Source organism: Knoellia altitudinis (genome assembly GCF_042666355.1).
GTDB lineage: Bacteria > Actinomycetota > Actinomycetes > Actinomycetales > Dermatophilaceae > Knoellia > Knoellia altitudinis.
Window position 1 is genome coordinate 206861 of the sequence record NZ_JBHTDK010000002.1, and the last position, 23799, is coordinate 230659.

A 23799-nucleotide genomic window follows, 5' to 3' on the forward strand; every position below is an offset into this window, starting at 1 on the left:
CCGTGGGTGCTGCTCCTGCCCTCGCCCTGATCGAACAGTCCCGTCAGTGCCTTGCCGAGGCGTATGCCGCAGAGCTGGCTGCCGCTCGCTACGTCACCTCCCAGGATGCCGCGATGCGGGCCGCCGCCGCCCTCGTCGCCGGTCACTCCGGACGCGGACGCAGCCGTCAGGACCTGTGGCCGCTGCTCACGAACCACGCCCCGGAGCTCGGCGAGTGGGCCGACTTCTTCGCGCTCGCGGCCGTGCGTCGCGAGGAGGTCGAGTCGCGCACGGTCCGGGTGTCGGTGCGTGAGGCCGACGACCTGCTGCGCGCCGCCGAGACCTTCGTCGAGCTCGTCACGCTCACCCTGGGTATGCCGCGTGGCGAGCGTGCTGCTCGTCGGCTCGCCGCCGCTCGAGAGACGGCATGAACGACTTCGTCCACCTCCACGCCGCGTCCGGCTTCTCGATGAGGTTCGGGGCCTCCACCCCGGAGGACCTCGTCGAACGGGCCGCCGCCGACGGGCAGCCCGCCCTGGCCCTCACCGACCGCGACGGTCTCTATGGCGCGGTGCGGTTCGCGATGGCCTGCCGCCGGGCCGGCATCGACCCGATCCTCGGCGTCGACCTCGCCGTCGGTGAGCCCGTGACGGGGCGCCCCGTGCGCAAGGCCCGCACGCCGGTGCGTGGCGGCGCCGTCATCGACCCACGGTTGCCGCGGGTCACCGTCCTCGCCCGGGGCCGGGCTGCGGGCACCGGTCCCGGGCTCGGTTGGGCGGCTCTGTGCCGGCTCGTCACCGACACCCACCTGCGTGGTGAGCGCGGTGTCCCCGTGACGCTGCCCGACCTTCTCGCCCGCTGGTGCCGTGGGGGAGAGCAGCGCGAGGAGTGGGCCGGCCACCCCGAGCCGAGCCGGCTCAGGGTCCTCCTCGGACCGGACTCCGACGTGGGTCGGGCGCTCCTCGCCCGTCGCCCCGTCGAGGCCCGAGCCCGGCTCGAGAGGTGGCGGACGATCCTGCCACCCGAGGCGCTCGCCATCGAGGTCGTCGGCAACGGTGGACCCGAAGGCACCCCCGGCTCCCGCGTCCACGCCCGCCACCTGCTCGGCCTCGCCGACGAGGCCCGCGTCCCCGCCGTCCTCACCGCAGCGGTCCGGCACGCCGACCGCGACGGGGTGCGCACCGTCGACATCCTTGATGCCGCTCGTCGGCTGGTTGTTCTTGACTCACGCCACCTCGACCGGGTCACCGACGCCGGTCACCTCGCGAGCAGCGAGGAGATGTGGCTGCGTGCCCTCGAGATCGCCGGTGACAACGGCCGCGCCGCCCAGCTCGTCGGCGCCACGCTCGCGCTGGCCGACGAGTGCGTCCAGGACGCCCGCGGCGACCTCGGCATCGGCGCCGTCCACCTGCCCGAGCCGAGCATCCTGGGCATCGAGGCCGGGGTCGACCCGCACCAGGTCCTCACCGAGCGCTGTCGTGCCGCGGTCGGCGGAAGGTTCCCCGAGATCGGGGACGCGGCACGGCATACCGTGCTGTCCCGCCTGGACGACGAGCTGCGCGTCATCGCGGACCTGGGCTACCCGACCTACTTCCTCACGGTCGCGGAGGTGACCGACCTCATCAAGGCCAAGGGGGTGCGCGTCGCGGCTCGTGGCTCGGGTGCAGGGTCGCTCGTCAACTACCTCCTCGGCATCAGTGGCGTCGACCCGATCCGGCACGACCTGCTCATGGAGCGGTTCTGCTCACCGTTGCGCGCCGAGCTGCCCGACATCGACATCGACGTGGAGTCGGCGCGACGGACCGAGATCTATGAGGCGATCCTCGACCGCTTCGGCGGCGACCGGGTGACGTGCGTGTCGATGATGGACACCTACAAGGTGCGGCATGCCATCCGTGACGTCGGGGCGGCACTCGGTATGCCGCCGATCGAGATCGACGAGATCGCCAAGGCGTTCCCGCACATCCGCGCCAAGGACGCACGCAGTGCGATCGCCGACCTGCCCGAGCTGCGTTCTCGCGGACTGGATGCGCCCCAACTCAACACCTTCTTCGAGCTCGTCGAGCGGCTCGACGGGCTGCCTCGGCACATCGCGCTCCACCCGTGCGGCGTCGTCCTGTCCAATGCCGGGCTGCTCGACCGCACGCCCGTCGAGGCGAGCTGGCTCGGCTTCCCGATGAGCCACTTCGACAAGGACGACGTCGAGACCCTCGGGCTTCTCAAGCTCGACGTCCTCGGCATCCGGATGCAGTCGGCGATGGCCCACGCCGTCGCCGAGGTCAGGCGGGTCGACGGCGACGAGGTCGACCTCGACGACGAGAGGCAGGTGCCGCTCGACGACGAGGCGACGTTCCGGCTCATCCGCACGGCACACACCCTCGGCTGCTTCCAGATCGAGAGCCCGGGGCAGCGCGAGCTCATCGGCAAGTTCGGTCCCGAACGCTTCGGCGACCTCATCATCGACATCTCGCTCTTCCGGCCCGGGCCGGTGAAGTCCGACATGATCCGCCCGTTCCTCGAGAGCCGGCACGGCTGGTCCAAGCCCCAGCTCATCCACCCGACTCTCGTGCCGACCCTCGCCGAGACCGAGGGCGTCGTCGTCTTCCACGAGCAGGTCCTGCACATCGTCGCCGAGACGACCGGGGTGACGCTGGCCCAGGCCGACGAGGTGCGTCGCACGATGGGCACTCCCCAGGGGCAGCTCGACATCGAGGCGTGGTGGCGTCCCGCGGCCCGGGCACGAGGGTATGCACCGGACGATGTCGACCAGATCTGGGCCGTGCTCAAGTCGTTCGCGTCGTTCGGGTTCTGCAAGGCGCACGCAGCAGCCTTCGCCCTCCCGACCTACCACTCGGCCTGGCTCAAGACCCACCACCCGGCGGCGTTCCTCGCCGGTGTCCTCACCCACGACCCGGGGATGTATCCCAAGCGGCTCATCCTCGACGACGCACGGTCGCTCGGCATCGCCGTCCTCGCGCTCGACGTCAACGCCTCGGGCGACACCTACCGCATCGAGCGGCTCGACGAGGGCAGGAGGGGCGACTTCACCCCGGTGCACCCCGATCTGCCCGACGCGAGCGGCTACGGCATCCGCCTCTCGCTCACCGACGTCAAGGGCATCAGTGGTGCCGAGGTTGCGAGCATCGTTGCGGGACAGCCGTTCTCGAACCTCGGTGACTTCTGGTCACGTGCCACGGTGAGCCGGCCGGTCGTCGAACGACTCGTCCTCGCCGGTGCCTTCGACTCCATGCACGGCATCGGGGTCTCGGGCTCCGGGCTGGGGCGTCGCGGTCGCATCACCCGCCGTGACCTCCTGCTCCACGTCGGTGAGCTCGACCGGTGGGAGCGGGCGAGCACGGGACGGTCGTCGCGTCGCCGACTCCCGCCGCCGACCCTCGGCGACGACCTCGTGCGGGAGCGGGCAGCGGCACAGTCGCAAGCAGCTCGGCCGGTCGTGGCTGCAGGCGACCAGTCGGTGCAGCTCACCCTCGACCTCGGCGACCGGCCCGAGCTGACCCCCGGCACCGGCCTGCCCGAGATGACCGGCACCGAGCGGGTCCGGGCCGAGCTCGACGTCCTCGGGCTCGACGCCTCGGCGCACGTCGTCGAGTTCTACGGGCCGATGCTCGACGCGCTCGGGGTCGTCCGCAGCCGCGACCTGCTGGGAGCGCGCAGCAACAGCGAGGTGTGGATCGCCGGGGTCAAGGTCGCGACCCAGACCCCGCCCATCCGGTCGGGCCGCCGGGTCGTCTTCCTCACCCTCGACGACTCCACCGGCCCCGTCGACGCCACCTTCTTCGAGGACGTCCAGGGCCCGTATGCCGCGACGATCTTCCACTCCTGGCTCCTGTTGGTGCGTGGTGTCGTCCGTCGAACGGGCCCGCGCGGGATCTCGGTCCGGGCGACCGGTGCCTGGGAGCTCGCCGGGCTCTGGGATGCCTGGCGCGACGGTGGTCACGCGGCGGTCCTGGGTGCGCTCGAGAGCGCCGACGCCGAGGCCATCGCCCGTGCCGAGGTGGGGGAGCGGGAGGCCGACTCCCGCGGGAGGCGCCGGGTGCTCGTGCACGCGTCCGGCTTCAAGCAGTCGCCCTATGCCGACATCAAGCCCGCGGGCACGTCGACCACCGACGGCCGTCTCGTCGGCTCGGTCGCCGTCCCGGAGCACGGCACACCGTCGCGCAAGCTGTGGCACTCCAGCCCCGGCAGCTCCGGCCACTGAGACCCGGGAAGGAAGTCGTCAGGAATCGAGAAGCAGCGACGTGGCCCGCGAACCTACGGTGCCTTTCATGACCACCAACAAGGCAGCCACGAAGACCACGAAGACCACGACCGACACGACCAAGAGCGGCTTCAGCGCCGACGAGCGTGCCGCCATGAAGGAGCGCGCCAAGGAGCTCCGCGCCGAGGCCAAGGGCGAGAAGGACCGGGCCAAGGGTCTGGCCGACCTCGAGTCCAAGATCACGGAGATGCCCGACGGCGACCGAGCTCTTGCGGAGGCGATCCACCGGATCGTCACCGAGAACGCACCGGACCTGATGCCGAAGACCTGGTACGGCATGCCGGCCTATGCCAACGCCGACGGCAAGGTCGTCTGCTTCTTCAAGGCAGCCTCCAAGTTCGACGTCCGCTACTCGGAGCTCGGGTTCAACGAGGAGGCCACCCTCGACGACGGCACGATGTGGCCGACGGTGTTCGCCATCACCGCGGTCAACGCCGCGAACGAGAAGCGCGTCGCGACACTCGTCAGGAAGGCGGTCGGCTGAGGACGCTGTCACGCGCGGCAACTAGGCTGGTGGGGCGCGAGGCACCCGGCCGGTCGCACTGCCCCAGAGGCATCTGACGAGGAGGTGGGTCGTGACCGAGGACGCGACGATCGCACGCCGCACCGGGGTCTCGACCTCACCACGGACAGCAGCCATGTGGGCGGCGGTCGACGAGGTCGTGCGCGCCCGCAGCTTCGAGCTCGACCGCCCCCTGCGGGTCATCGACCTCGGCGGTGGCACCGGCGGCCTCGCCGTGCCGCTCGCCGTCGCCGGCCACGACGTCACGGTCGTCGACCCCAGCCCGGACGCCCTCGCCTCCCTGCGCCGTCGGGCCGCGGAGGCACAGGCGTCGTCACGGGTCAGCGCCGTGCAGGGTGACGCCGAGACCCTGTCGTCGCTCGTCGGCCGCGACCGCCCCGACCTCGTCCTGTGCCACGGCACCCTCGAGTACGTCGACGATCCGGAGGCGACCCTCGCCCGGATCGCTGAGGTCCTTGCGCCCGCCGGCATCCTCAGCCTCGTCGTCCCGCAGAGGTCCGCGGCCGTCATCGCCCGCGCGCTCGCCGGCCAGTTCGCCCAGGCTCGTGCGGCACTCGACCGTCCCGATGGACGCTGGGGCGACGCCGATCCCGTCCCGCGACGGTTCGACCGGGCCGGTGTCGTCGGCCTCCTCGAGGCCGCCGGCCTCACGGTCACGGGTGCACACGGCATACGTCTCTTCAGCGACCTCGTCCCGTCGGCGCTCGTGGACTCCGACGCCGACCGCGCCGCACTCCTCGACCTCGAGCGTGCCGTGGCGGCGCATCCGGACTTCGCCGTCCTCGCCGACCTCGGCACCTCGCTGCACGTCATCGCCACCCGGCCCTGAGAGCGGCGATGAGCCGTCGCCAGTTCAGCCTCCCCGGTCGGTCCTCGAACGAGCCACCCGACGACACCGGGTGCACGATCCTGCACGTCGACATGGATGCCTTCTATGCCATGGCGACGCTGCTCTCGCACCCCGAGCTCGTCGGCACGCCCGTCATCATCGGTGGCGGCAACCGGGGAGTCGTCCTGTCGGCGACCTACGAGGCCCGACGCTTCGGGGTGGCCTCGGCGATGCCGATGACGCGCGCGCGGCGGCTCTGCCCGCAGGCGACGGTCCTGCCACCCGACCACCGTCTGTATGCCGCGATCTCGTCCGCGGTGATGGAGACCTTCCGCTCGGTGACCCCCGACATCGAGCCGCTGTCGCTCGACGAGGCCTTCCTGGACGTGTCGGGCGCCATCCGACGACTGGGGTCGCCCGCACTGATCGGCGCGCAGATCCGGGACACGATCCACGACGAGCAGGGCATCACCTGCTCGGTCGGGGTCGCGTCGACGAAGTTCGTGGCCAAGATCGCCTCCGGGCTGGCCAAGCCCGACGGCATGGTCGTCGTCCCGCGCGACGAGGTCATCCCCTTCGTCCAGCAGCTGCCCGTCGGCGCGCTGTGGGGCGTGGGGGAGAAGACCGAGGAGCAGCTCACCCGGCTCGGGCTGCGCACCGTCGCCGACATCGCCCACACGCCGCTGCCGACGCTCGTGCGTGGGCTCGGCGAGGCGACCGGCAACCACCTCTACGAGCTCGCCTGGGGACGTGACCCGCGAGCCGTGCAGCGGGAGCAGCGCGAGAAGAGCATTGGCGCCGACGAGACCTTCGAGTACGACATCGACGACCCGCGAGAGATCCACCGGCACCTGCTCAAGCTGAGCGACCGGGTCGCAGCGCGGCTTCGGGCTGCTCGGCTCACCGGCCGCACGGTGTCGATCAAGGTGAGGTTCTCGGACTTCACGACGATCACGCGGGCGCGCACCCTGCGCGAGCCGACCGACACGAGCCGTGAGATCTATGAGACCGCGACCTCGCTGTTCGACGCCCTCGGGCTGCAACGGGCCCGGATCAGGCTCGTAGGCGTGCGGCTCGAGAAGCTCGTCGCGGTCGAGCAGGCGCCGATCCAGGGGATGCTGGGAGAGGCCGACCACGGCTGGCGGGACGCCGACCGGGCCGTCGACCGGGCGAGCGCTCGCTTCGGTGCGGGCTCCGTGCGACCGGCCAGTTTGATTGACCGGGGCCAACCTTCCCCCAGCGACGATCGGGACCTATCCTAGGAAGAACCAGCACCGCAGCTGGCGATGCAACGAAACCGCGGCGCCGTGCGTTGTCATTGGTGGAAGATCAATGACACGACACCACCCACGCCGCACACCAGGAGGACGCCGTGCCGCTGTCAGAGCACGAGCAGCGAATGCTCGAGCAGTTGGAGCAGGCCCTGGTCGCCGAGGACCCCAAGTTCGCCTCCAGCATGGAGGGGACCCGGCGCGGTGGCCCCACGCGCCTGCGGTGGATCATCGGCATCGTCGGTGTGCTCGTCGGTCTGGGCCTTGTCCTCGTGGGCATCCAGACGACGATGTGGGTCGGCGCGGCCGGCTTCGCAGTGATGGTCGCCGCCGTGGCGTTCGCCCTCACCCCGCCACGACGAGGCCAGCTCGCGGTCGTGCGCAATGACGGCTCGACCGGGCCGACGTCGAGCGGGCGCAAGCAGAAGAGCGGATCCGGGTTCATGGACAAGCTCGACAACCGGTGGGACCGCCGCGGCCAGGACGGCTGGAACTAGGACCGAAGACGGGTCCTCGTCCTCGGACACGTGCACGTGGGCGGACGGCATACCCCCGCGGTTCGCCGCATGATCGGGTGACCCGATCAACGTCCGCTCGACCCCGGTTCGCACGTCGGGTCGAGCGCCCCCTTATCGGGTGACCCGATCAAGGGGCGGCGTGAAGTGGGGCACGGTTCAGGTGGCGAGGACGCCGATGACCCAGGTGACCGCGATGAGCAGTCCGGCGCACAGCTCGATGCCCATGCTCGTGATGACGGCCCGGACTGCACTCTTGGTGCGGGCCCACGCCTGCGCGCGGTCCCGGCTGCGGCTCTGCTCGACGAGGAAGATCCCGAGCACGAAGCCGATGATGAAGCCGATCACGGGGATGACGAACATTCCGACGACGCCGAGCACGACGGCCAACAGGAGGGTGGTCGTCTTCACGCCCTGCTCGCGCAGGCGCCTGCCCGGCACGAGGAACTGGATGACGACGCCGGCGAGATAGATCGCCAGGCACACCGCGAAGAAGGTCCAGGCCGTGGAGCCTCCGGTCTCGTAGGCCCACAGGAGCACGCCGAGCACGGCGAGCAGGAGCCCGGGGACGACAGGAACGACGATGCCGACGATCCCCACGAAGATGAGGATCGCCGGCACCCAGACGCTGGTGCCCTCCGGCAGGAGGTTCACGCGTGCGGCGTCAGACGTCGATGTCTGCGACGCTGGGCGGCTCCGTCAGCCGGTCGCTCTCGTCGGTGATGTCCGCGTGGTCGCGGAGCTTCGGAAGGTGCTCGCGGCCGTGGTGAGCGCAGAAGAGCAGCTCACCCCCGACGTGGAGCGTCGCCCGAACATAGGCCTGGGCACCGCAGCGGTCACAGCGGTCCGCAGCGGTCAGGGTGGGTGCCAGTGCGGTGGTCACATCGGCCTCCTCGGCTGATCTCGTCAGTTGCGCCCACGGCGGATGCGTGGGCGTCGAGCGTTGTAACAGTCAAACATGCCGACCTGTTCCTGCGCGGGAAGTACTCGCGTTGTGACCGATCCGATGCCGACGACTCGATTCTTCCCCACGGGTGCGACAGCGCGCCTCGGCGGGGTGGTCAGAGGCCGGAGCTAGCCTGAGCGCAACGCGGCATCCGCCTCCCGGCCCCGCCACGCACGACACCCGAAGGAACGCATGAGCCCCACGTCCCCGGCCAAGAAGGCCGCGACGAGCAAGACCTCGTCCGACTACAGCGCGCACCACCTCCAGGTCCTTGAGGGCCTCGAGGCCGTGCGCAAGCGGCCGGGCATGTACATCGGGTCGACCGACAGCCGCGGTCTCATGCACTGTCTCTGGGAGATCATCGACAACGCCGTCGACGAGGCCCTCGGTGGCCACGGTGACCGCATCGAGGTGATCCTGCACCAGGACGGCTCGGTCGAGGTCCGGGACGTCGCGCGTGGCATCCCCGTCGACATCGAGCCCCGCACCGGGCTCACCGGGGTCGAGGTCGTCTTCACCAAGCTGCACGCCGGTGGCAAGTTCGGTGGCGGGTCCTACACCGCCTCCGGTGGCCTCCACGGTGTGGGCGCCTCGGTCGTCAACGCCCTCTCCGCACGCCTCGACGTCGAGGTCGACCGGGGCGGCAACACCTATGCGATGAGCTTCCGCCGCGGTGAGCCCGGCTACTTCCCCGACGTGGCGAGTGCCGACAAGAGCCCCGAGCACGAGTTCAAGCCCTACGAGCGGACCAGTGAGCTCGCCATCATCGGCAAGGCGAAGCGCGGTGTCACGGGCACGCGCATCCGCTACTGGGCCGATCCGCAGATCTTCATCAAGGACGCCGAGTTCGACTACGAGGGACTCGTCGCGCGCGCGCGCCAGACGTCGTTCCTCGTCCCCGGGCTCACCCTGATGATCCGCGACGAACGCCGGCTCCCCGGGACCGCGGGGGAGGCCGGTCCGCACGAGGAGGTGTTCTTCCACGACGGCGGCATCAGCGAGTTCGCCGAGTTCCTCGCGCCCGACCCGTCGGTCACCGACGTCTGGCGGCTCCAGGGCACCGGCAGCTTCACCGAGACCGTGCCGGTCCTCGACTCCAAGGGCCACATGTCCCCGCAGGAGGTGGAGCGCGAGTGCGAGGTCGACATCGCGGTGCGCTGGGGCACCGGCTACGACGCCAGGATCAGCTCCTTCGTCAACATCATCGCGACGCCCAAGGGGGGCACGCACATGGTGGGCTTCGAGCAGGCCCTGCTCAAGGTCTTCCGCAAGCAGCTCGAGGTCAACGCCCGCCGCCTCAAGGTCGGCAGCGACAAGGTCGACAAGGACGACATCCTCGCGGGGCTCACGGCCGTGGTGACGGTGCGCCTCGCCGAGCCACAGTTCGAGGGTCAGACCAAGGAGGTGCTCGGCACCAACGCCGTGCGCGCCATCGTCGGCCGAGTCGTCGAGAAGGAGCTCACCACCAACCTCACGTCGACCAAGCGGGGCGAGAAGCAGCAGGCGGCCATGCTCCTCGAGAAGGTCACCGCCGAGATGAAGTCGCGCATCAGTGCGCGGTTGCACAAGGAGACCCAGCGCAAGAAGAACGCGCTCGAGACCTCGTCGCTGCCGGCCAAGCTCGCTGACTGCCGGAGCAACGACATCGACCGGACCGAGCTCTTCATCGTCGAGGGTGACAGTGCCCTCGGCACCGCCAAGCTGGCCCGCAACTCCGACGTCCAGGCGCTCCTGCCGATCCGGGGCAAGATCCTCAACGTCCAGAAGGCCTCACTGACCGACATGCTCGGCAACGCCGAGTGCGCCGCGATCATCCAGGTGCTGGGCGCTGGTTCGGGCCGGACGTTCGACCTCGAGTCCACGCGCTACGGCAAGGTCATCATCATGACCGACGCCGACGTCGACGGCGCCCACATCCGCACCCTGCTGCTCACCCTGTTCTTCCGCTACATGCGGCCCCTCGTGGAGGCAGGGCGGGTGTATGCCGCGGTGCCGCCACTGCATCGCATCGAGGTGTCGGGCGTGGGCGCGCGCAAGGGCGAGCTCATCTACACCTACTCCGAGGGCGAGATGCGCAAGACCGTCGCGTCCCTGACGAGGAAGGGTCGCAACATCAAGCAGCCCATGCAGCGCTACAAGGGGCTGGGCGAGATGGACGCCGACCAGCTGGCCGAGACGACCATGGACCCGCGCCACCGCACGCTGCGCAAGGTCACGATGGCCGACGCCGAGAAGGCCGAGCAGATCTTCGAGCTGCTCATGGGCAACGAGGTGGCGCCGCGCCGCGACTTCATCGTGCAGGGCTCGGCCCGGCTCGACCGGGAGCGCATCGACGCCTGAGCCACCGGCACCCCAGGTGAGGCGACCAGCGGGCGCACGGCCGCATTCGGCGAACTCACGGCATACCGGCGCGTTTGCGTTGCCCTGAGTCGTGATCTGGGCCACAGTAAGCCGATACAGGCGTCGGACACCCGGGGCCCCATCAGGAGGGCGTGCACATGAGTGGTCACATCGACGATCGCGGCGACACGGGAGTGATCGACGCACCACGCAATGGAGAGCCGGAGCTCAACCGGGTCATGGGGCCCAAGCTGCTCCTGCTCTTCATCGTCGGTGACATCCTCGGAACGGGTGTCTACGCCCTGACCGGTACCGTCGCGGGTGAGGTCGGCGGTGCGGCCTGGGCCCCGTTCCTCGTCGCGTTCGTCATCGCGACGATCACGGCGTTCTCCTACCTCGAGCTCGTGACGAAGTACCCGCAGGCGGCCGGTGCAGCCCTCTACACGCACAAGGCCTTCGGGGTGCACTTCGTGACGTTCATCGTGTGCTTCGCGGTGATGTGCTCGGGCATCACCTCGGCATCGACCGCGTCCAACGCCTTCGCGGGCTTCCTTCGCGACGGCCTCGGGACGGAGTGGGAGGCGGGAAGCACGCCACTGCTCATCATCGCGCTCAGCTTCATGGCCCTCGTCGCGGCGATCAACTTCCGCGGAGTCAGCGAGAGCGTCAAGGCCAACGTCGTCCTGACGATGGTCGAGCTCTCGGGTCTGCTCCTCATCATCTTCATCGGCCTGTATGCCGTGACCCAGGGCAAGGCGGACTTCTCACGGGCCGTCGTCTTCGACAGCCCGAGCGACAAGAGCACGTTCTTCGCCATCACCGCAGCGACGTCACTCGCGTTCTTCGCGATGGTCGGCTTCGAGGACTCGGTCAACATGGCCGAGGAGACCAAGGACCCGGTCCGGGACTTCCCGCGGGTCATGCTCACCGGCCTGGGCATCACCGGTCTCATCTACGTCCTCGTCTCGATCACGGCCGTCGCACTCGTGCCCGTGGGAGAGCTCGCGAACCCCGACAACGAGTCAGCCCTCACCCAGGTCGTGGCGGCCGGCGCACCCAACGTCCCGTTCGACAAGGTGTTCCCGTTCATCGGCATGTTCGCCGTGGCCAACTCGGCGCTGATCAACATGCTCATGGCCAGTCGCCTGCTCTACGGCATGGCCAAGCAGGAGGTGCTCCCGCCGTTCCTCGGCAAGGTGCACGCGGAGCGCCGGACCCCGTGGGCGGCCATCCTGTTCACCACGGCCATCTCCTTCGGGCTCATCTACTTCGTGTCGACCCAGTCGGACTCTCCGATCATCGCGGCACTGGGTGGCACCACCGCACTGCTGCTGCTCGGTGTCTTCAGCATCGTCAACGTCTGCGTGCTCGTCCTGCGCAAGGACACGATCAACCGGAAGCACTTCGTCGCTCCGACGGCCCTGCCGATCATCGGCGCCATCGTCTGCGCGTTCTTCGTGGGTCCGTGGACCGGGCGCGACACGATCCAGTACAAGATCGCGGGTGGCCTCCTGGCCATCGGTGTCGTCCTGTGGGCCATCACCTGGCTGGCGAACCGGTTCCTCTTTGCCAAGAAGACCTACATGCGTGACCCGGAGGAGCTCGGCGACCCCGACCACGCGCACCACTGAGGCAGACGCCGCCTGACCGCGGCTTCGCGACACGTCACCGTCCCCCCAGGGCCGTCCTGGGGGGACGGTCGTGTGTCCGCCACGAAATGTCGAGGTGGGGCAGGGGTCAGGTGCTGGGCGGCGGGGGAGCGGTGCTCGCGCGCACGATGAGCTCCGTGGGCACGACGACCGCGGAGGTGCTGCCACCTGGGGTGTCGACACCGAGGGCGCGCAGGAGGATCTCGGCAGCCTCACGTCCCTGGGCGGCGACGTCCTGACGCACCGTCGTCAGGCCGAGCACGTTGCTGAGGACGTGGTCGTCGACACCGATGACGGAGAGGTCCTCAGGGACTCGGAGGCCCTCAGCCCGTGCCGCGGCCATCGCGCCCATCGCCATCTCGTCCGAGGCGGCAGCCAGGGCGGTGGGTCGGTCCGCCGAGGCCAGGAGGGTCCGGGTGTCCGACGCGGCGCTGTCCGCGGTCCAGTCGGACTCCAGGATCCAGTCCGGGTGCTCCTGAAGCCCGTGTGCGCGCATGACGTCCCGGAACGCGTCCAGGCGCGCCTGCGGGGTCTGGATGTGGGCCGCGTTGGACGGGACCGTGCCGATGTAGGCGATGCGCTCGTGCCCCAGCGACACCAGGTGCTCGGTGGCGGTCCGCATCGCGAGGTCCTCGTCGATGCGGACGTTGGGCCGGTCCGCGACCGGTGTCCCGATCGCGACGAGGGGCAGTCCGAGACGGTCGACGAGCTCGAGCTCCTGCACGGTCAGGGGCAGGTTGAGGGTGATGACACCGTCGACGCGCTTCCACAGCATGTTCTGCGACAGGGGAAGTCGCTGGTCGTAGGTGTCGTCCTCCAGGTCGAAGAGCAGGACGTGGTGCCCGTGCTGCCGCAGAGTTTTCTCGATGGAACTCACGAGGGTCGCAAAGAACCACCGGGTGAGGAAGGGCGCCACGACTCCGACGACCTGGGTGCGTCCGGACGCCAGTGACGTCGCTGTCGGGCTGGCGACGTAGTCGAGCTCCGTGGCCACCTTGAACACCCGCTCACGGGTGCGCGGGCTCACGCGGTCGAGCCCACGGAGTGCGCGGGAGACCGTGGCCACGGAGACCCCGGCCTCCCGCGCAACATCCGTGATCGTGCTCATCCGCCGGCGGCGGTCCGGAGCAGTCATGTCAGCCCTTCAGGCCGCCTGCGAGAAGGCCTCGGACGAAGAACCGCTGCAGGGCCAGGAACACCGCGACGGGGACGATCATCGAGATGAACGCACCTGCCGACAGGAGGTACCAGGCACTGCCACGTGATCCGGACAGCTCGGCCACCCGCACCGTGATGGGAGCGACGTCCGGCGATCCACCCAGGAAGACCAACGACACGAGCAGGTCGTTCCAGACCCAGAGGAACTGGAAGATGCTGAACGCCGCGAGGGCCGGGGTGAGCAGGGGGAGCAGGATCTTGAAGAAGATCGTGACGTGACCTGCCCCGTCGACGCGGGCCGCCTCCATGAGCTCGCCCGGGAGCTCGCGCATGAAGTTGTGTATCAGGAACGTGGCCAGTGGCAGCGCGAAGATCGTGTGCGACAACCACACGCTCCAGTAGGACGCGCCGAACCCGAGCTTGTTGGTGTAGATGTCGAGCAGGGGGATGAGCGCGATCTGCAGCGGGACGATCTGCAGGGCGAAGACCGCGACGAAGAGGGCGTCACGACCCGGGAACGGCATCCACGCGAAGGCGTAGGCCGCGAGCGAGGCGAGGAAGATCGGCAGGAGCACCGCGGGAACGGTGATGACGATCGTGTTGATGAAGTACTGACCCAGGCTCGCCGAGCTGCCGGGCTCGAGAGCCTGGCGGTAGTTCTCGAGAGTGAAACCGCCTGGGTTGCTCAGGGCGGTCCACCACCCGCTGCGGTTGATGTCGCGCTGGCTGCGGAACGACGTGATGAGCAGGCCGAGCGTCGGCGTCGTCCAGAGGACGGCGATGACGATCGCGACGAGCGAGGCACCACGGGAGCTCATGGCACGAGCGGCGTCCCCCGTGGCGGACTTCTTGGCCTTCTTGGGCTTGCTCGGCGGCTCGAGGTCCTTGGGTTCGAACGACTCGGGCAGAGCCCCCGTCTGGACAGTGCTCACGGCTCAGGCCTCCTTGCGCATCTGGACGATGTTGTAGCCGACGATCGGGATGACGAGGACGAAGAGCAGCACCGCGAGGGCGGCACCCACTCCGGCCGCGTCGTATCGGAAGCTCTGGTTGTAGAACTCGTTGGCGACGACCGAGGTGTCGAACTGTCCCGCGGTCATCGTGCGAACGATGTCGAACACCTTGAGGGTGCCGATGCCGATGGTCGTGAGGACCACGACCATGGCGGCCCGGATGCTCGGGAGGGTGATGAACCGGAACATCTTCAGGCCCGAGACTCCGTCGAGACGAGCGGCCTCGATGATGTCATCGGGGATGGCCTTGATCGCAGCGGAGAGCACGGTCATCGCGAAGCCGGCCTGGATCCAGACCATGACGATGATGAGCATGAGGGTGTTGAGAGGAGCGTTGAGCAGGAACTGCTGGGTCTCGAACCCGAACCACTTCAAGATCTGGTTGAGCAGGCCGATCTGAGGACGCTCGGTCTGCTTGTACTGGTAGACGAACTTCCAGATGATGCTCGCGCCGACCATCGAGATGGCCATCGGGAGGAAGATGAGCGCCTTGGCGAACGCCTCACCCCTGGCCCGGTCGATGATGATGGCGTAGAGCAGGCCGATGCCCGTGGCGAGGAACGGCACGAGGACGACCCAGAGCGCCGTGTTGCGAAGCACGATGAGGAGCTCGGGCTGGGTGAACATCGTGACGTAGTTCTCGAAGCTGAAGCTGCCCTCACCCGACTTGCCGCGAAGTGACTGGATCACGGTCAGGATGGCCGGGTACATGAGGCCGACGGCCAGGAGCAGCACGGCGGGCGCCGCGAACAGTGCGCCTTGGGCCTTCTCGCCGTTGCGTCCCTTGAAGCGGGAGGCCACCAGCAGGACGAGGCCGAAAACGACGGCGAAGACCGCCACTGCGAAGAACATGAGCAGGAACTTGCCGAGCGTGCTCTCGGCACGAAGCAACGGCTCGGGGATTGCCGACGGCGCGATGCCCAGGATGCTCGCGACCATGACTCCACCTCCAGAGGTTTGAGGGTGCACAGAAGAAAGCCGGGGTGGGGTGGGAAACCACCCCACCCCGGCGGGAGACCTGTCGGGCCGAAAGGTCTGGCCCGGGAGTCAGGTCAGGACTTGGGCCAGGAGTTCTCGATGTAGTCGAGAGTGGCCTTGTCGTCCTGTCCGGTGATCCAGTTGGTCATGCCCTTCCAGAAGGTTCCCGAACCCACGGCGCCCGGCATGAGGTCGGAGCCGTCGAAGCGCGAGGTGGTCGCCTTGTCGGTGAGGATCTCGGCCGACAGCTTGTCGACCGGGTTCTTCAGCAGGGACGCGTCGGCCTGGGTGTTCGCGGTGACGCAGCCACCGGCTCCACAGGTCTTGGCGCGCTCGTTGGCCCACTCGAGCGAGGCGAGGTAGGTCTGGAACGCCTTGACCTCGGGACGGTCGGCGAAGGCCGCGGTGAACTCGCCACCGACGAGGACCGGCTTGGTGCTCTCGTCCTTGGCCGGCAGGTAGAAGGCCCAGACGTCGCCGTCCTCGGCGACCTTGGTGCCTTCGGGGAAGTTGGCGGCGTAGAACGACGCCTGACGGTGCATGTAGCAGCCGCCGTTGTCGAGGAGCGCCAGACCAGCGTCCTGGAACGAGGTCGAGGCGATCGTCTTCACGTCACCCTGGCCGCCGTTCACGTACTTCGGGTTCTTGAGGATCTTGCCGACCTCGGCGAGAGCCGTCTCGACCGCGGGGTCGTTGAACGGGATCTCGTGCTTGACCCACTTGTCATAGGTCTCGGGACCCGCAGTGCGGAGCAGGACGTCCTCGACCCAGTCGGTGGTCGGCCAGCCGGTGGCGTCGCCGGACTCGATGCCCGCACACCACGGCTTGCCCTCGGGGTCGTCGGCCGCGATCTTGTCGCTCAGGGTGAGCAGCTCGTCCCACGTCTTGGGGATCTCGTAGCCCTTCTCCTCGAAGGCGGAAGGCGAGTACCAGACGAACGACTTGACGTTGGCTCCAAGGGGCGCCGCGTAGAACTTGCCGTCGACGGTGCCGTACTCCTTGAAGTCGGGCATGTACTTGTCGACGTTGGCCACGGTCTCCGGCGGGGCCGGGATGACCTTGCCGGTGGCGACCATCGTCTTGAGGAGGCCGGGCTGCGGCAGGTAGGCGATGTCGGGGGCGTTGCCACCCTTGACGCGCACGGGCAGCTGGGCCTCGAACTCCTTGGAGCCTTCGTACTTGATCTCGACGCCGGTGCAGTCCTCGAACGGCTTGTACGAGTTGATGTGCGGCTCGTCCTCGGGCGCGGTGATCGAGGTGTAGACCGAGACCGTCTTGCCCTTGAGGTCGCCGAACGCCTCGTAGGGGGCGCAGTCGACCGAGCTGGTGTCTCCGCTGGCACCGGCGTCGGTGCCGCCGCCGCCGTCGTCCGAGGAGCCGCAGGCCGCGACGCTCAGGGAAACCGCGACAATGCTGGCGAACGCCAGTGCAGTGCGGCGCTGTGATTTGTGGGCCATGCCCGCCTCCATCTGTTCAAGGGGACGCGCCGTGGCCATCACTGACCTCGGCGCTGAGGTGAATCGTTCGAAGTGTAAAAGCGGTTACATGTCCGGTGGAACGTCTTTGCTGTCATTCGTCGGTCACGATCCCGTAACACGACTGAAACTGCTCTGCGAGTATGCCGTTCGCTCACCTTCGCGCAGTGGCAGCAGGTTCCGGGGATCGTCGCATCATCCAGCGCCGCGAGCCAGACGACCCTCGTCTCAGCCCGCGGACGTCGTACGAACGGACGACTCAGGAGGGGAGGCGCCGATGCCGGTGATCACGGCCGAGCCCTGGACACCTGATCCGTCGCGTCGCCCGGTGGCCTCCGGCAGGTCGAGGGCCACGCCGCCCGCGCCGCTGGCGCGAGCAGGGGTGGCGCCGACCCAGGCGAGCACGAGGGTGTCCTCGCCCTTGAGGAAGCGGTGCGCCCGCACGCCGCCGGTGCCGCGCCCCTTGGCGGGGTACTCGGACAGGGGAGTGGCCTTGACGGCTCCGGGCTGGGTGCCGGGCAGGGCGTCGGCGGACCCGCTGGCCGTGACGACGACGGCGTCGCGAGCCGGGTCGACGACGCCGAAGAACGCCACCCGCTCGCGGGGGGTGACGCGCACGCCGGCGATGCCTCCGCCGGTGCGGCCCTGCGGGCGGACGGCGCTCGCCGGGAACCGCAGGAGCTGGGCGTCGGTGGTGACGAAGACGAGGTCCTCGTCACCGGTGACGACCTGGCCGGCCCCGACGACGGTGTCGCCGTCCTTGAGGGAGATGACCTCCCAGTCGTGCGACCTGGGCTGGTCGGTGGTCACCCGCTTGACGATGCCCTGCGCGGTGCCGAGGGCGAGGCCCGGACCGTCGGGGTCGAGCGAGACGACGGTGATCGGCTCCTCGCCACGGGGGAGGTCGACGTAGGCCGCGAGCGGTGCTCCGCCGGAGAGGCTCGGTGCACCTCCGAGCGGCGGCAGGGTCGGCAGCTCGAGCGCGCTGATGCGGATCATCCGGCCGCGGCTCGTGACGAGACCGACCTCGCCGCGCGCCGTCGTGCGCACGGCCGCGATGACGGCGTCGTGCTTGGCGCGTGGTCCGTGCGACGGGATGGGGTCGTCGGTCCCGGTGCGGGCGAGCAGTCCGGTGGAGGAGAGGAGCACCCAGCACGGGTCGTCGCTCACCTCGAGCGGGGCCGCTGCGCTCACCGGGTTGCCGGCGGACTCGAGCAGCACGGTGCGCCGTGGTGTGCCGTGCTGCTTGGCGACCTCGGCCAGCTCGCTCGACACCGTCTTGTGGAGCAGCTTCTCGTCGCCGAGGATCGCCTCGAGCTGCTCGATGCGGCTGCGCAGGTCGTCACGCTGGGTCTCGAGGTCGATCCGCGAGAACTTGGTCAGGCGGCGCAGCTGCAGGTCGAGGATGTGGGTGGCCTGGACCTCGCTGAGGTCGAAGACGCTCATGAGGCGTGAGCGGGCCGTCGCCGTGTCCTCGCTCGTGCGGATGAGCTGGATGACCTCGTCGATGTCGAGGATCGCGATGAGGAGGCCCTCGACGAGGTGGAGCTGGTCCTGCGCCTTGCGGAGCCGGTATGCCGTGCGGCGCCGCACGACGTCGATGCGGAACTCCACGTAGTGGCGCAGGAGGTCCTTGAGGCCGAGCGTCTGCGGCTGGCCGTCGACGAGCGCGACGCTGTTGATGCCGAACGAGTCCTCCATCGGCGTGAGCTTGAAGAGCTGCTCGAGGACGGCGTCGGGGTTGAAGCCGTTCTTGACCTCGATGACGAGCCGCAGGCCGTGCTTGCGGTCGGTGAGGTCCTTGACGTCGCTGATGCCCTGGAGCTTCTTGCCCTGGACGAGCGTCTTCATCCGCTCGATGACCTTCTCGGGGCCGACGAGGTAGGGCAGCTCGGTGACGACGATCCCCGACCTGCGGGGGGTGAGCTTCTCGATCCGGGTGGTCGCGCGGGTCCTGAAGCTGCCCTTGCCGGTGAGGTAGGCGTCGCGGATGCCGTTGAGCCCGACGATCTTGCCGCCCAGCGGCAGGTCGGGTCCGGGGACGAACTTCATGAGGTCGTCCAGGCTGCAGTCGGGGTGGGCGATGAGGTGCCTGGCCGCGCCGATCACCTCGACGAGGTTGTGCGGAGGCATGTTCGTCGCGAAGCCGACGGCGATGCCGCTCACGCCGTTGACGAGCAGGTTGGGATAGGCCGCCGGCAGCACGCCGGGCTGGAGCAGCTGGTCGTCGTAGTTGGGGACGAAGTCGACGGTGTCCTCGTCGAGACCGGCGGTCATGACGAGCGCGGCGGGCGCGAGCCGTGCCTCCGTGTAGCGCGAGGCGGCCGGCCCGTCGTCGAGCGAGCCGAAGTTGCCGTGGCCGTCGACCAGCGGCAGGCGCATCGTGAACGGCTGCGCCATGCGGACGAGGGCGTCGTAGATCGCGGTGTCACCGTGCGGGTGGTACTTGCCCATGACGTCGCCGACGACGCGCGAGGACTTGACGTGACCGCGGTCGGGGCGCAGGCCCATCTCGCTCATCGAGTAGAGGATGCGGCGCTGCACCGGCTTGAGCCCGTCGCGCACGTCCGGGAGCGCCCGAGAGTGGATGACCGACACGGAGTACTCGAGGAAGGCGTTCTGCATCTCGAGCCCCACGTCGATGTCGACGATGTGCTCGGCGACCTCTTCGGCGTCTCCGGTGGGGGAGCTGGTGCGTTTGGCCATGGGTGGGCGGTCTACCTCAGTCGGGTTCGGTGCCTCGCGGACGCGGCGCGAGCGATCACTGCATCCTCCCTCAGGGCTCTGACGTCCCCGCAGCCGACGCGCCGAAGGTGCCGTGGTGCAGCACGTCACCCAACGGGCGACGTCCCCTCCTGAGCGACAGGCTCCTCACCCGCCTGGCCTCATGGCCCAGCGCGATGACGCCGACGACCCGCCGACCGGGCGGGACGGCATACGCCGCTCTGACTGCGTCGTGACGCCCGGCCGGGACGCCGAAGAAGAGCGCACCCAGCCCGGCGTCGACGGCCCCCAGCAGGATGACCATCGCGGCCATCGCCGTGTCGGTGTCCCAGTAGGGGATCGGCCACCGGTCCGGCGAGCGGTCGGTCCAGCCCTTGTCCGGCTCGGCATAGCGGTCGAGGTATGCCGTCGGGTCGGCGAGCATGACGAGCAGGACCGGCGCTGCCGAGACTCCGCGCAGCCAAGGTGAGCTCTGACCCGGCTCCGTGGCGGTCTCCTCGCGGCTCACCTCCCAGAACCGCTCGCGGTCCTGGGCACTGGTGAGGGCCAGCACGTCCCACCCCTGGGTGTGGCCGGCGCTCGGAGCACGCTGGGCGAGCGCGACGAGCCGCTCGACGGTCTCGAACGGGACGGCGCGGTCGGCGTCGAACCGCCGCACCATGCGTCGCCGCGACACCGCCTCGGTCAGGTCCATGGCGCCCATCGTGCCGTGCCACGATGGGCGCATGAGCGAGGACCTCGATCTCCCACCGGGCTACCCGGTGCAGTGGGAGGCCGACGTCGTGCTCCGTGACGGCAGCGTCGGACACCTGCGACCCATCCTGCCCAGCGACGAGGAGGGGATCCACGCCTTCCACGCCAAGCAGTCCGACGAGTCGATCTACCTGCGCTTCTTCGCCCCCCTCCGTCGGTTGTCCGACAAGGACGTCCACCGGTTCACCCACGTGGACTACTACGACCGCGTCGCCCTCGTCCTCACGCTCAGCGACGAGATCATCGGCATCGGGCGCTACGACCGCGTTGAGGCGACCTCGGCCGAGGTCGCCTTCAACGTCAGCGACCACTACCAGGGCCGGGGCATCGGCTCCGTCCTCCTCGAGCACCTCGCCGCCATCGCCCAGGAGTTCGGGATCTCCCGCTTCACGGCCGAGGTCCTGCCGCAGAACCGCAAGATGCTCACTGTCTTCTCGGAGGCCGGCTACGAGGTGAGCCGCAAGGTCGAGGACGGCGTCGTCGCGCTGCACTTCGACATCGAGCCGACCGACAGGTCCAAGGCCGTCGCCATGTCGCGAGAGCACCGCGCCGAGGCGATCAGCGTCAACCGGATGCTCCGGCCGAGCACCGTGGCCGTGATCGGCGCCGGGCGTTCGCCGCAGTCCATGGGCCACCACTTCCTCAAGAACCTCCTCGACGGCGGCTTCACCGGAGAGGCACATCCCGTCAACCGCAACGCCAGGACGATCCTGGGGCGGACGGCATACGACACGATCGGTGACGTCCCCGGCCACGTGGACCTCGCGGTCATCGCGGTGCCCGCCGACAGGGTGCTCAAGGTCGTGGACGAGTGCGCGGAAGCCGATGTCGACGCCCTGCTCATCGTCAGCGCCGGCTTCGGCGAGGGCGAGGGAGCGGGCGGAGACGAGCTCCAGGCCGAGCTCGTGCGCCGGGCGCGAGGGTCGGGCATGCGCATCGTCGGACCCAACTCCTTCGGACTCATCAACACCGACCGGTCGCTGTCCCTCAACGCGTCGCTGTCGCCCGAGATGCCACCGACGGGGCACCTCGGACTCTTCGCCCAGTCCGGCGCCCTGGGCATTGCCGTCCTCGCGTCCGCGGCCCGCCGCAAGCTGGGCATCTCGACGTTCGCGTCGGCGGGCAACCGGGTCGACGTCTCGGGCAACGACTTCATGCAGTACTGGATCGACGACACCGACACCCACGCGGTCGGGCTCTACCTGGAGTCGATGGGCAACCCACGCAAGTTCTCACGGATCGCGCGCAACCTCGGCCGGATCAAACCCGTCATCGTCGTCCAGTCCGGGGTGTCGGCCTATGGCACGCCCCCCGGTCACCGGGTACGCCGCACCAAGGTGAGGCCGGCCGTCTTCGGCGCCATGCTGCGCCAGGCCGGCTGCATCCGGGTGTCCAACGTCCACCAGATGTTCGACGTGGCCCAGCTCGTCGTCCACCAGCCGCTGCCGGCCGGGCGTCGCGTCGCGGTCGTCGGCAACTCGTCGGCGCTGGGCGCCCTCTCTGCCGGCGCGGTGGCCGGCCGGGGCCTCACCGTGACCCATGGACCGGTGAACCTGCCGTCCGAGGCCACGGCTCAGCAATTCCGCGAGGCCCTGGCCGAGGCGTTCGCCGATCCCGACGTGGACTCGGTGCTCACCTGCTTCATCCCGCCGATCGTCGCGCACGACGAGGATGTCACCGAGGCGGTCCGCTCAGCAGCCCGAGACTCCGACAAGACCTGTGTCGCAACCTTCCTCGGCATGCGTGGGGTCAACTCCGCCACCCACATGGACGAGGGCGGGACCGGGCAGGCGATCCCCATCTACGCGATGCCGGAGGACGCGGCCTACGCCCTCGCCAAGGCCACGAAGTATGCCGAGTGGCGCAACAAGGACCACGGCGTCCCGGTGGCTCCGGCGGGGATCAACCGGCGCGTGGCCGAGGACGTCGTCCAGACGGTGCTGTCGGTGAGTCCGGAAGGACGTCGGCTCGACCCCGACGAGACGTTCGCCCTCCTCACGGCATACGGCATCGAGGTGTGGCCCTCCCGGCGGGTGTCGACCGTCGAGGAAGCCGTCGAGGCGGCCGACGACATCGGCTACCCGGTCGTGCTCAAGTCCACGGCACCGATGCTGCGTCACCAGGGCGGCATCACCGGGGTGCGTGTCGACCTCGCTGGCGAGCAGGCCGTCCGCGAGGCCTGGGCCTCGCTGCACGAGCGACTCTCGCCCCTGGCCGCCGGGCAGCTCGAGGTGCAGCGCATGGCGACCCCGGGGGTGGCCTGCGTCGTCACCGCGGACGAGGATCCCCTCTTCGGTCCCGTCGTCAGCTTCGGTGTGGCAGGGCTCCCGACCGAGCTGCTCGATGACATCGCCCACCGCATCCCGCCGCTCACCGACGTCGCCGTCTCCGAGCTCATCTCCTCGGTCAAGGCCGCTCCCGTGCTGCACGGCCACCGTGGCTCGACCCCGGTGCACCGCGCGGCGCTCGCCGACCTCATCGCCCGCGTCTCCGTCATCAGTGACGACATGCCCGAGATCGCCTCGCTGCGCCTCAACCCGGTCAACGCCCACCCGGGCGGGGTCGAGGTGCTCGGGGCCGAGGTGACCCTCGCGCCGACGGCCCGGCGCACGGATCCGGGGCGTCGCTCGCTCACCTGAGCAGGGCTCAGGCGTGGGTGCGACCCGTGCAGGGGCGGGCGTCATCGGCTCGGTGCGGCAGAATGGGCGACATGATGCGCTCGTTCGACGTCCCCACCCTGCCGGTGGACCTCACTGCGGCGATCGAGCGAGCGGGCTACTACCCGGCGCTCGTCGGCGATGTCGTCGCTGCGGCCCTGGCCGGAGAGCGGGTGCGCTCGCACCTCGTCCACCTCGAGACGACCTTCGACCGCGACGTCATCCGCCGCCACGTCACCGTCCTCGTGCTCACCCCTTCACGGCTCGTCATCGCCCACGCGGACGACCACGCCGATGAGGCTGCCGGCACGGGTGTCACCGAGGCCGGGGGCCCCGGTGCCGGTGTCGAGGGCGACGGCGACGTCGGCGGTCCGGGTGGGCAGGACGTCGCCACCGCCACGACCGAGAGCATCCCCCTGTCCGCCGTCCGCGGCGTCATGCTCACCCACGTCGTCGCCGACCCGCAGAACTACGTGCCCGGATCGCTCGGACGTGAGCTGACCCTGACGCTGGGCTGGGGCGCGGTGAGCCGGGTCGACCTGCTCCCGGCAACCTGTGGCGACCCCGGGTGCGACGCCGACCACGGCTACGACGGCACCATCTCCAGCGACGACCTCGCGCTGCGCGTCTCCGCCACCGCTGACGGCGACGCGGCCCTCCAACAGGCCATTGCCTTCGCCCACGAGCTCTCGGGCTCGCTCGGCCAGTGA

18 protein-coding genes are annotated in these 23799 nt (G+C 69.5%); 10 read left to right on the top strand and 8 right to left on the bottom strand.

Translation table 11 applies throughout. The features are described 5' to 3' along the window. Positions 1 to 2 precede the first annotated feature (2 nt). The 6 genes from ACFQW8_RS15740 to ACFQW8_RS15765 all read left to right on the top strand — a co-directional run bounded on the left by ACFQW8_RS15740 (position 3) and on the right by ACFQW8_RS15765 (position 7378). A complete protein-coding gene (locus ACFQW8_RS15740) occupies positions 3 to 410 on the top strand; it encodes an SAV_6107 family HEPN domain-containing protein (RefSeq protein ID WP_380089015.1) in 408 nt (135 codons plus the stop codon). Beyond that, positions 407 to 4198, top strand: coding sequence for a DNA polymerase III subunit alpha (locus ACFQW8_RS15745; RefSeq protein ID WP_380089017.1), 3792 nt, complete (start codon positions 407 to 409; stop codon positions 4196 to 4198). The genes ACFQW8_RS15740 and ACFQW8_RS15745 overlap by 4 nt, the downstream gene beginning before the upstream one ends. A gap of 67 nt (positions 4199 to 4265) precedes the next feature. Beyond that, positions 4266 to 4742, top strand: coding sequence for an iron chaperone (locus ACFQW8_RS15750; RefSeq protein ID WP_380089019.1), 477 nt, complete (start codon positions 4266 to 4268; stop codon positions 4740 to 4742). Positions 4743 to 4833: 91 nt separating this feature from the next. Then, a complete protein-coding gene (locus ACFQW8_RS15755) occupies positions 4834 to 5610 on the top strand; it encodes a methyltransferase domain-containing protein (protein ID WP_380089021.1) in 777 nt (258 codons plus the stop codon). A gap of 8 nt (positions 5611 to 5618) precedes the next feature. Further along, positions 5619 to 6872 (top strand): DNA polymerase IV, encoded by a 1254-nt coding sequence (gene dinB / locus ACFQW8_RS15760; RefSeq protein WP_380089022.1) that lies wholly within the window; start codon positions 5619 to 5621, stop codon positions 6870 to 6872. A gap of 110 nt (positions 6873 to 6982) precedes the next feature. Then, positions 6983 to 7378, top strand: coding sequence for a DUF3040 domain-containing protein (locus ACFQW8_RS15765; protein WP_380089024.1), 396 nt, complete (start codon positions 6983 to 6985; stop codon positions 7376 to 7378). Positions 7379 to 7555: 177 nt separating this feature from the next. Here the strand turns inward: ACFQW8_RS15765 and ACFQW8_RS15770 are convergent, their stop codons facing one another. After that, positions 7556 to 8050 carry a DUF456 domain-containing protein gene (locus ACFQW8_RS15770; RefSeq protein WP_380089026.1) on the bottom strand — a complete coding sequence of 165 codons (495 nt, stop codon included), beginning with the start codon at positions 8048 to 8050 and terminating at the stop codon, positions 7556 to 7558. 10 nt (positions 8051 to 8060) lie between these two features. Then, entirely contained in the window at positions 8061 to 8279 is a 219-nt protein-coding gene (locus tag ACFQW8_RS15775; RefSeq protein WP_380089028.1) for a DUF7455 domain-containing protein, read from the bottom strand. 255 nt (positions 8280 to 8534) lie between these two features. On the opposite strand from ACFQW8_RS15775, the gene ACFQW8_RS15780 reads away from it, so the two are divergent. Together ACFQW8_RS15780 and ACFQW8_RS15785 are read left to right on the top strand one after the other, a co-directional pair. Then, positions 8535 to 10682: a DNA gyrase/topoisomerase IV subunit B gene (locus tag ACFQW8_RS15780; protein WP_380089030.1), complete on the top strand. Its 2148-nt coding sequence runs from the start codon at positions 8535 to 8537 to the stop codon at positions 10680 to 10682. Between the two features lie 158 nt (positions 10683 to 10840). Next, a complete protein-coding gene (locus tag ACFQW8_RS15785) occupies positions 10841 to 12313 on the top strand; it encodes an APC family permease (protein ID WP_380089032.1) in 1473 nt (490 codons plus the stop codon). Positions 12314 to 12419: 106 nt separating this feature from the next. Here ACFQW8_RS15785 and ACFQW8_RS15790 read toward each other — a convergent pair whose 3' ends face one another. From ACFQW8_RS15790 to ACFQW8_RS15815, 6 genes are all read right to left on the bottom strand, one after another. Continuing rightward, complete coding sequence (locus ACFQW8_RS15790) at positions 12420 to 13466, bottom strand: LacI family DNA-binding transcriptional regulator (RefSeq protein ID WP_380089034.1); 1047 nt, start codon at positions 13464 to 13466, stop codon at positions 12420 to 12422. Between the two features lies 1 nt (position 13467). After that, the gene (locus ACFQW8_RS15795; RefSeq protein WP_380089035.1) at positions 13468 to 14421 is read right to left on the bottom strand and encodes a carbohydrate ABC transporter permease; all 954 of its coding nucleotides are present in this window, start codon (positions 14419 to 14421) and stop codon (positions 13468 to 13470) included. 3 nt (positions 14422 to 14424) lie between these two features. Further along, on the bottom strand, positions 14425 to 15441 hold the full coding sequence (locus ACFQW8_RS15800; protein ID WP_380089037.1) for a carbohydrate ABC transporter permease: 1017 nt from the start codon (positions 15439 to 15441) through the stop codon (positions 14425 to 14427). Positions 15442 to 15554: 113 nt separating this feature from the next. Beyond that, the gene (locus ACFQW8_RS15805; protein ID WP_380089038.1) at positions 15555 to 16937 is read right to left on the bottom strand and encodes an ABC transporter substrate-binding protein; all 1383 of its coding nucleotides are present in this window, start codon (positions 16935 to 16937) and stop codon (positions 15555 to 15557) included. A gap of 246 nt (positions 16938 to 17183) precedes the next feature. Next, positions 17184 to 19661: a DNA gyrase/topoisomerase IV subunit A gene (locus ACFQW8_RS15810; RefSeq protein ID WP_380089040.1), complete on the bottom strand. Its 2478-nt coding sequence runs from the start codon at positions 19659 to 19661 to the stop codon at positions 17184 to 17186. Between the two features lie 70 nt (positions 19662 to 19731). Further along, on the bottom strand, positions 19732 to 20406 hold the full coding sequence (locus ACFQW8_RS15815; protein ID WP_380089042.1) for a nitroreductase family protein: 675 nt from the start codon (positions 20404 to 20406) through the stop codon (positions 19732 to 19734). Between ACFQW8_RS15815 and ACFQW8_RS15820 the strand changes: the two genes are divergently transcribed. Together ACFQW8_RS15820 and ACFQW8_RS15825 are read left to right on the top strand one after the other, a co-directional pair. Further along, a complete protein-coding gene (locus ACFQW8_RS15820) occupies positions 20405 to 23071 on the top strand; it encodes a bifunctional acetate--CoA ligase family protein/GNAT family N-acetyltransferase (protein ID WP_380089044.1) in 2667 nt (888 codons plus the stop codon). The genes ACFQW8_RS15815 and ACFQW8_RS15820 overlap by 2 nt on opposite strands. 62 nt (positions 23072 to 23133) lie before the next feature. Continuing rightward, entirely contained in the window at positions 23134 to 23799 is a 666-nt protein-coding gene (locus tag ACFQW8_RS15825) for a DUF5998 family protein (protein WP_380089045.1), read from the top strand.

Coding starts and splice junctions, on each gene's coding strand:
- ACFQW8_RS15810 (WP_380089040.1), bottom strand. CDS start 19,661: ATGGCCAAACGCACCAGCTCCCCCACCGGAGACGCCGAAGAGGTCGCC.
- ACFQW8_RS15805 (WP_380089038.1), bottom strand. CDS start 16,937: ATGGCCCACAAATCACAGCGCCGCACTGCACTGGCGTTCGCCAGCATT.
- ACFQW8_RS15820 (WP_380089044.1), top strand. CDS start 20,405: ATGAGCGAGGACCTCGATCTCCCACCGGGCTACCCGGTGCAGTGGGAG.
- ACFQW8_RS15790 (WP_380089034.1), bottom strand. CDS start 13,466: ATGACTGCTCCGGACCGCCGCCGGCGGATGAGCACGATCACGGATGTT.
- ACFQW8_RS15815 (WP_380089042.1), bottom strand. CDS start 20,406: ATGCGCCCATCGTGGCACGGCACGATGGGCGCCATGGACCTGACCGAG.
- ACFQW8_RS15800 (WP_380089037.1), bottom strand. CDS start 15,441: ATGGTCGCGAGCATCCTGGGCATCGCGCCGTCGGCAATCCCCGAGCCG.
- ACFQW8_RS15785 (WP_380089032.1), top strand. CDS start 10,841: ATGAGTGGTCACATCGACGATCGCGGCGACACGGGAGTGATCGACGCA.
- ACFQW8_RS15825 (WP_380089045.1), top strand. CDS start 23,134: ATGGGCGACATGATGCGCTCGTTCGACGTCCCCACCCTGCCGGTGGAC.
- dinB (WP_380089022.1), top strand. CDS start 5,619: ATGAGCCGTCGCCAGTTCAGCCTCCCCGGTCGGTCCTCGAACGAGCCA.
- ACFQW8_RS15750 (WP_380089019.1), top strand. CDS start 4,266: ATGACCACCAACAAGGCAGCCACGAAGACCACGAAGACCACGACCGAC.
- ACFQW8_RS15745 (WP_380089017.1), top strand. CDS start 407: ATGAACGACTTCGTCCACCTCCACGCCGCGTCCGGCTTCTCGATGAGG.
- ACFQW8_RS15780 (WP_380089030.1), top strand. CDS start 8,535: ATGAGCCCCACGTCCCCGGCCAAGAAGGCCGCGACGAGCAAGACCTCG.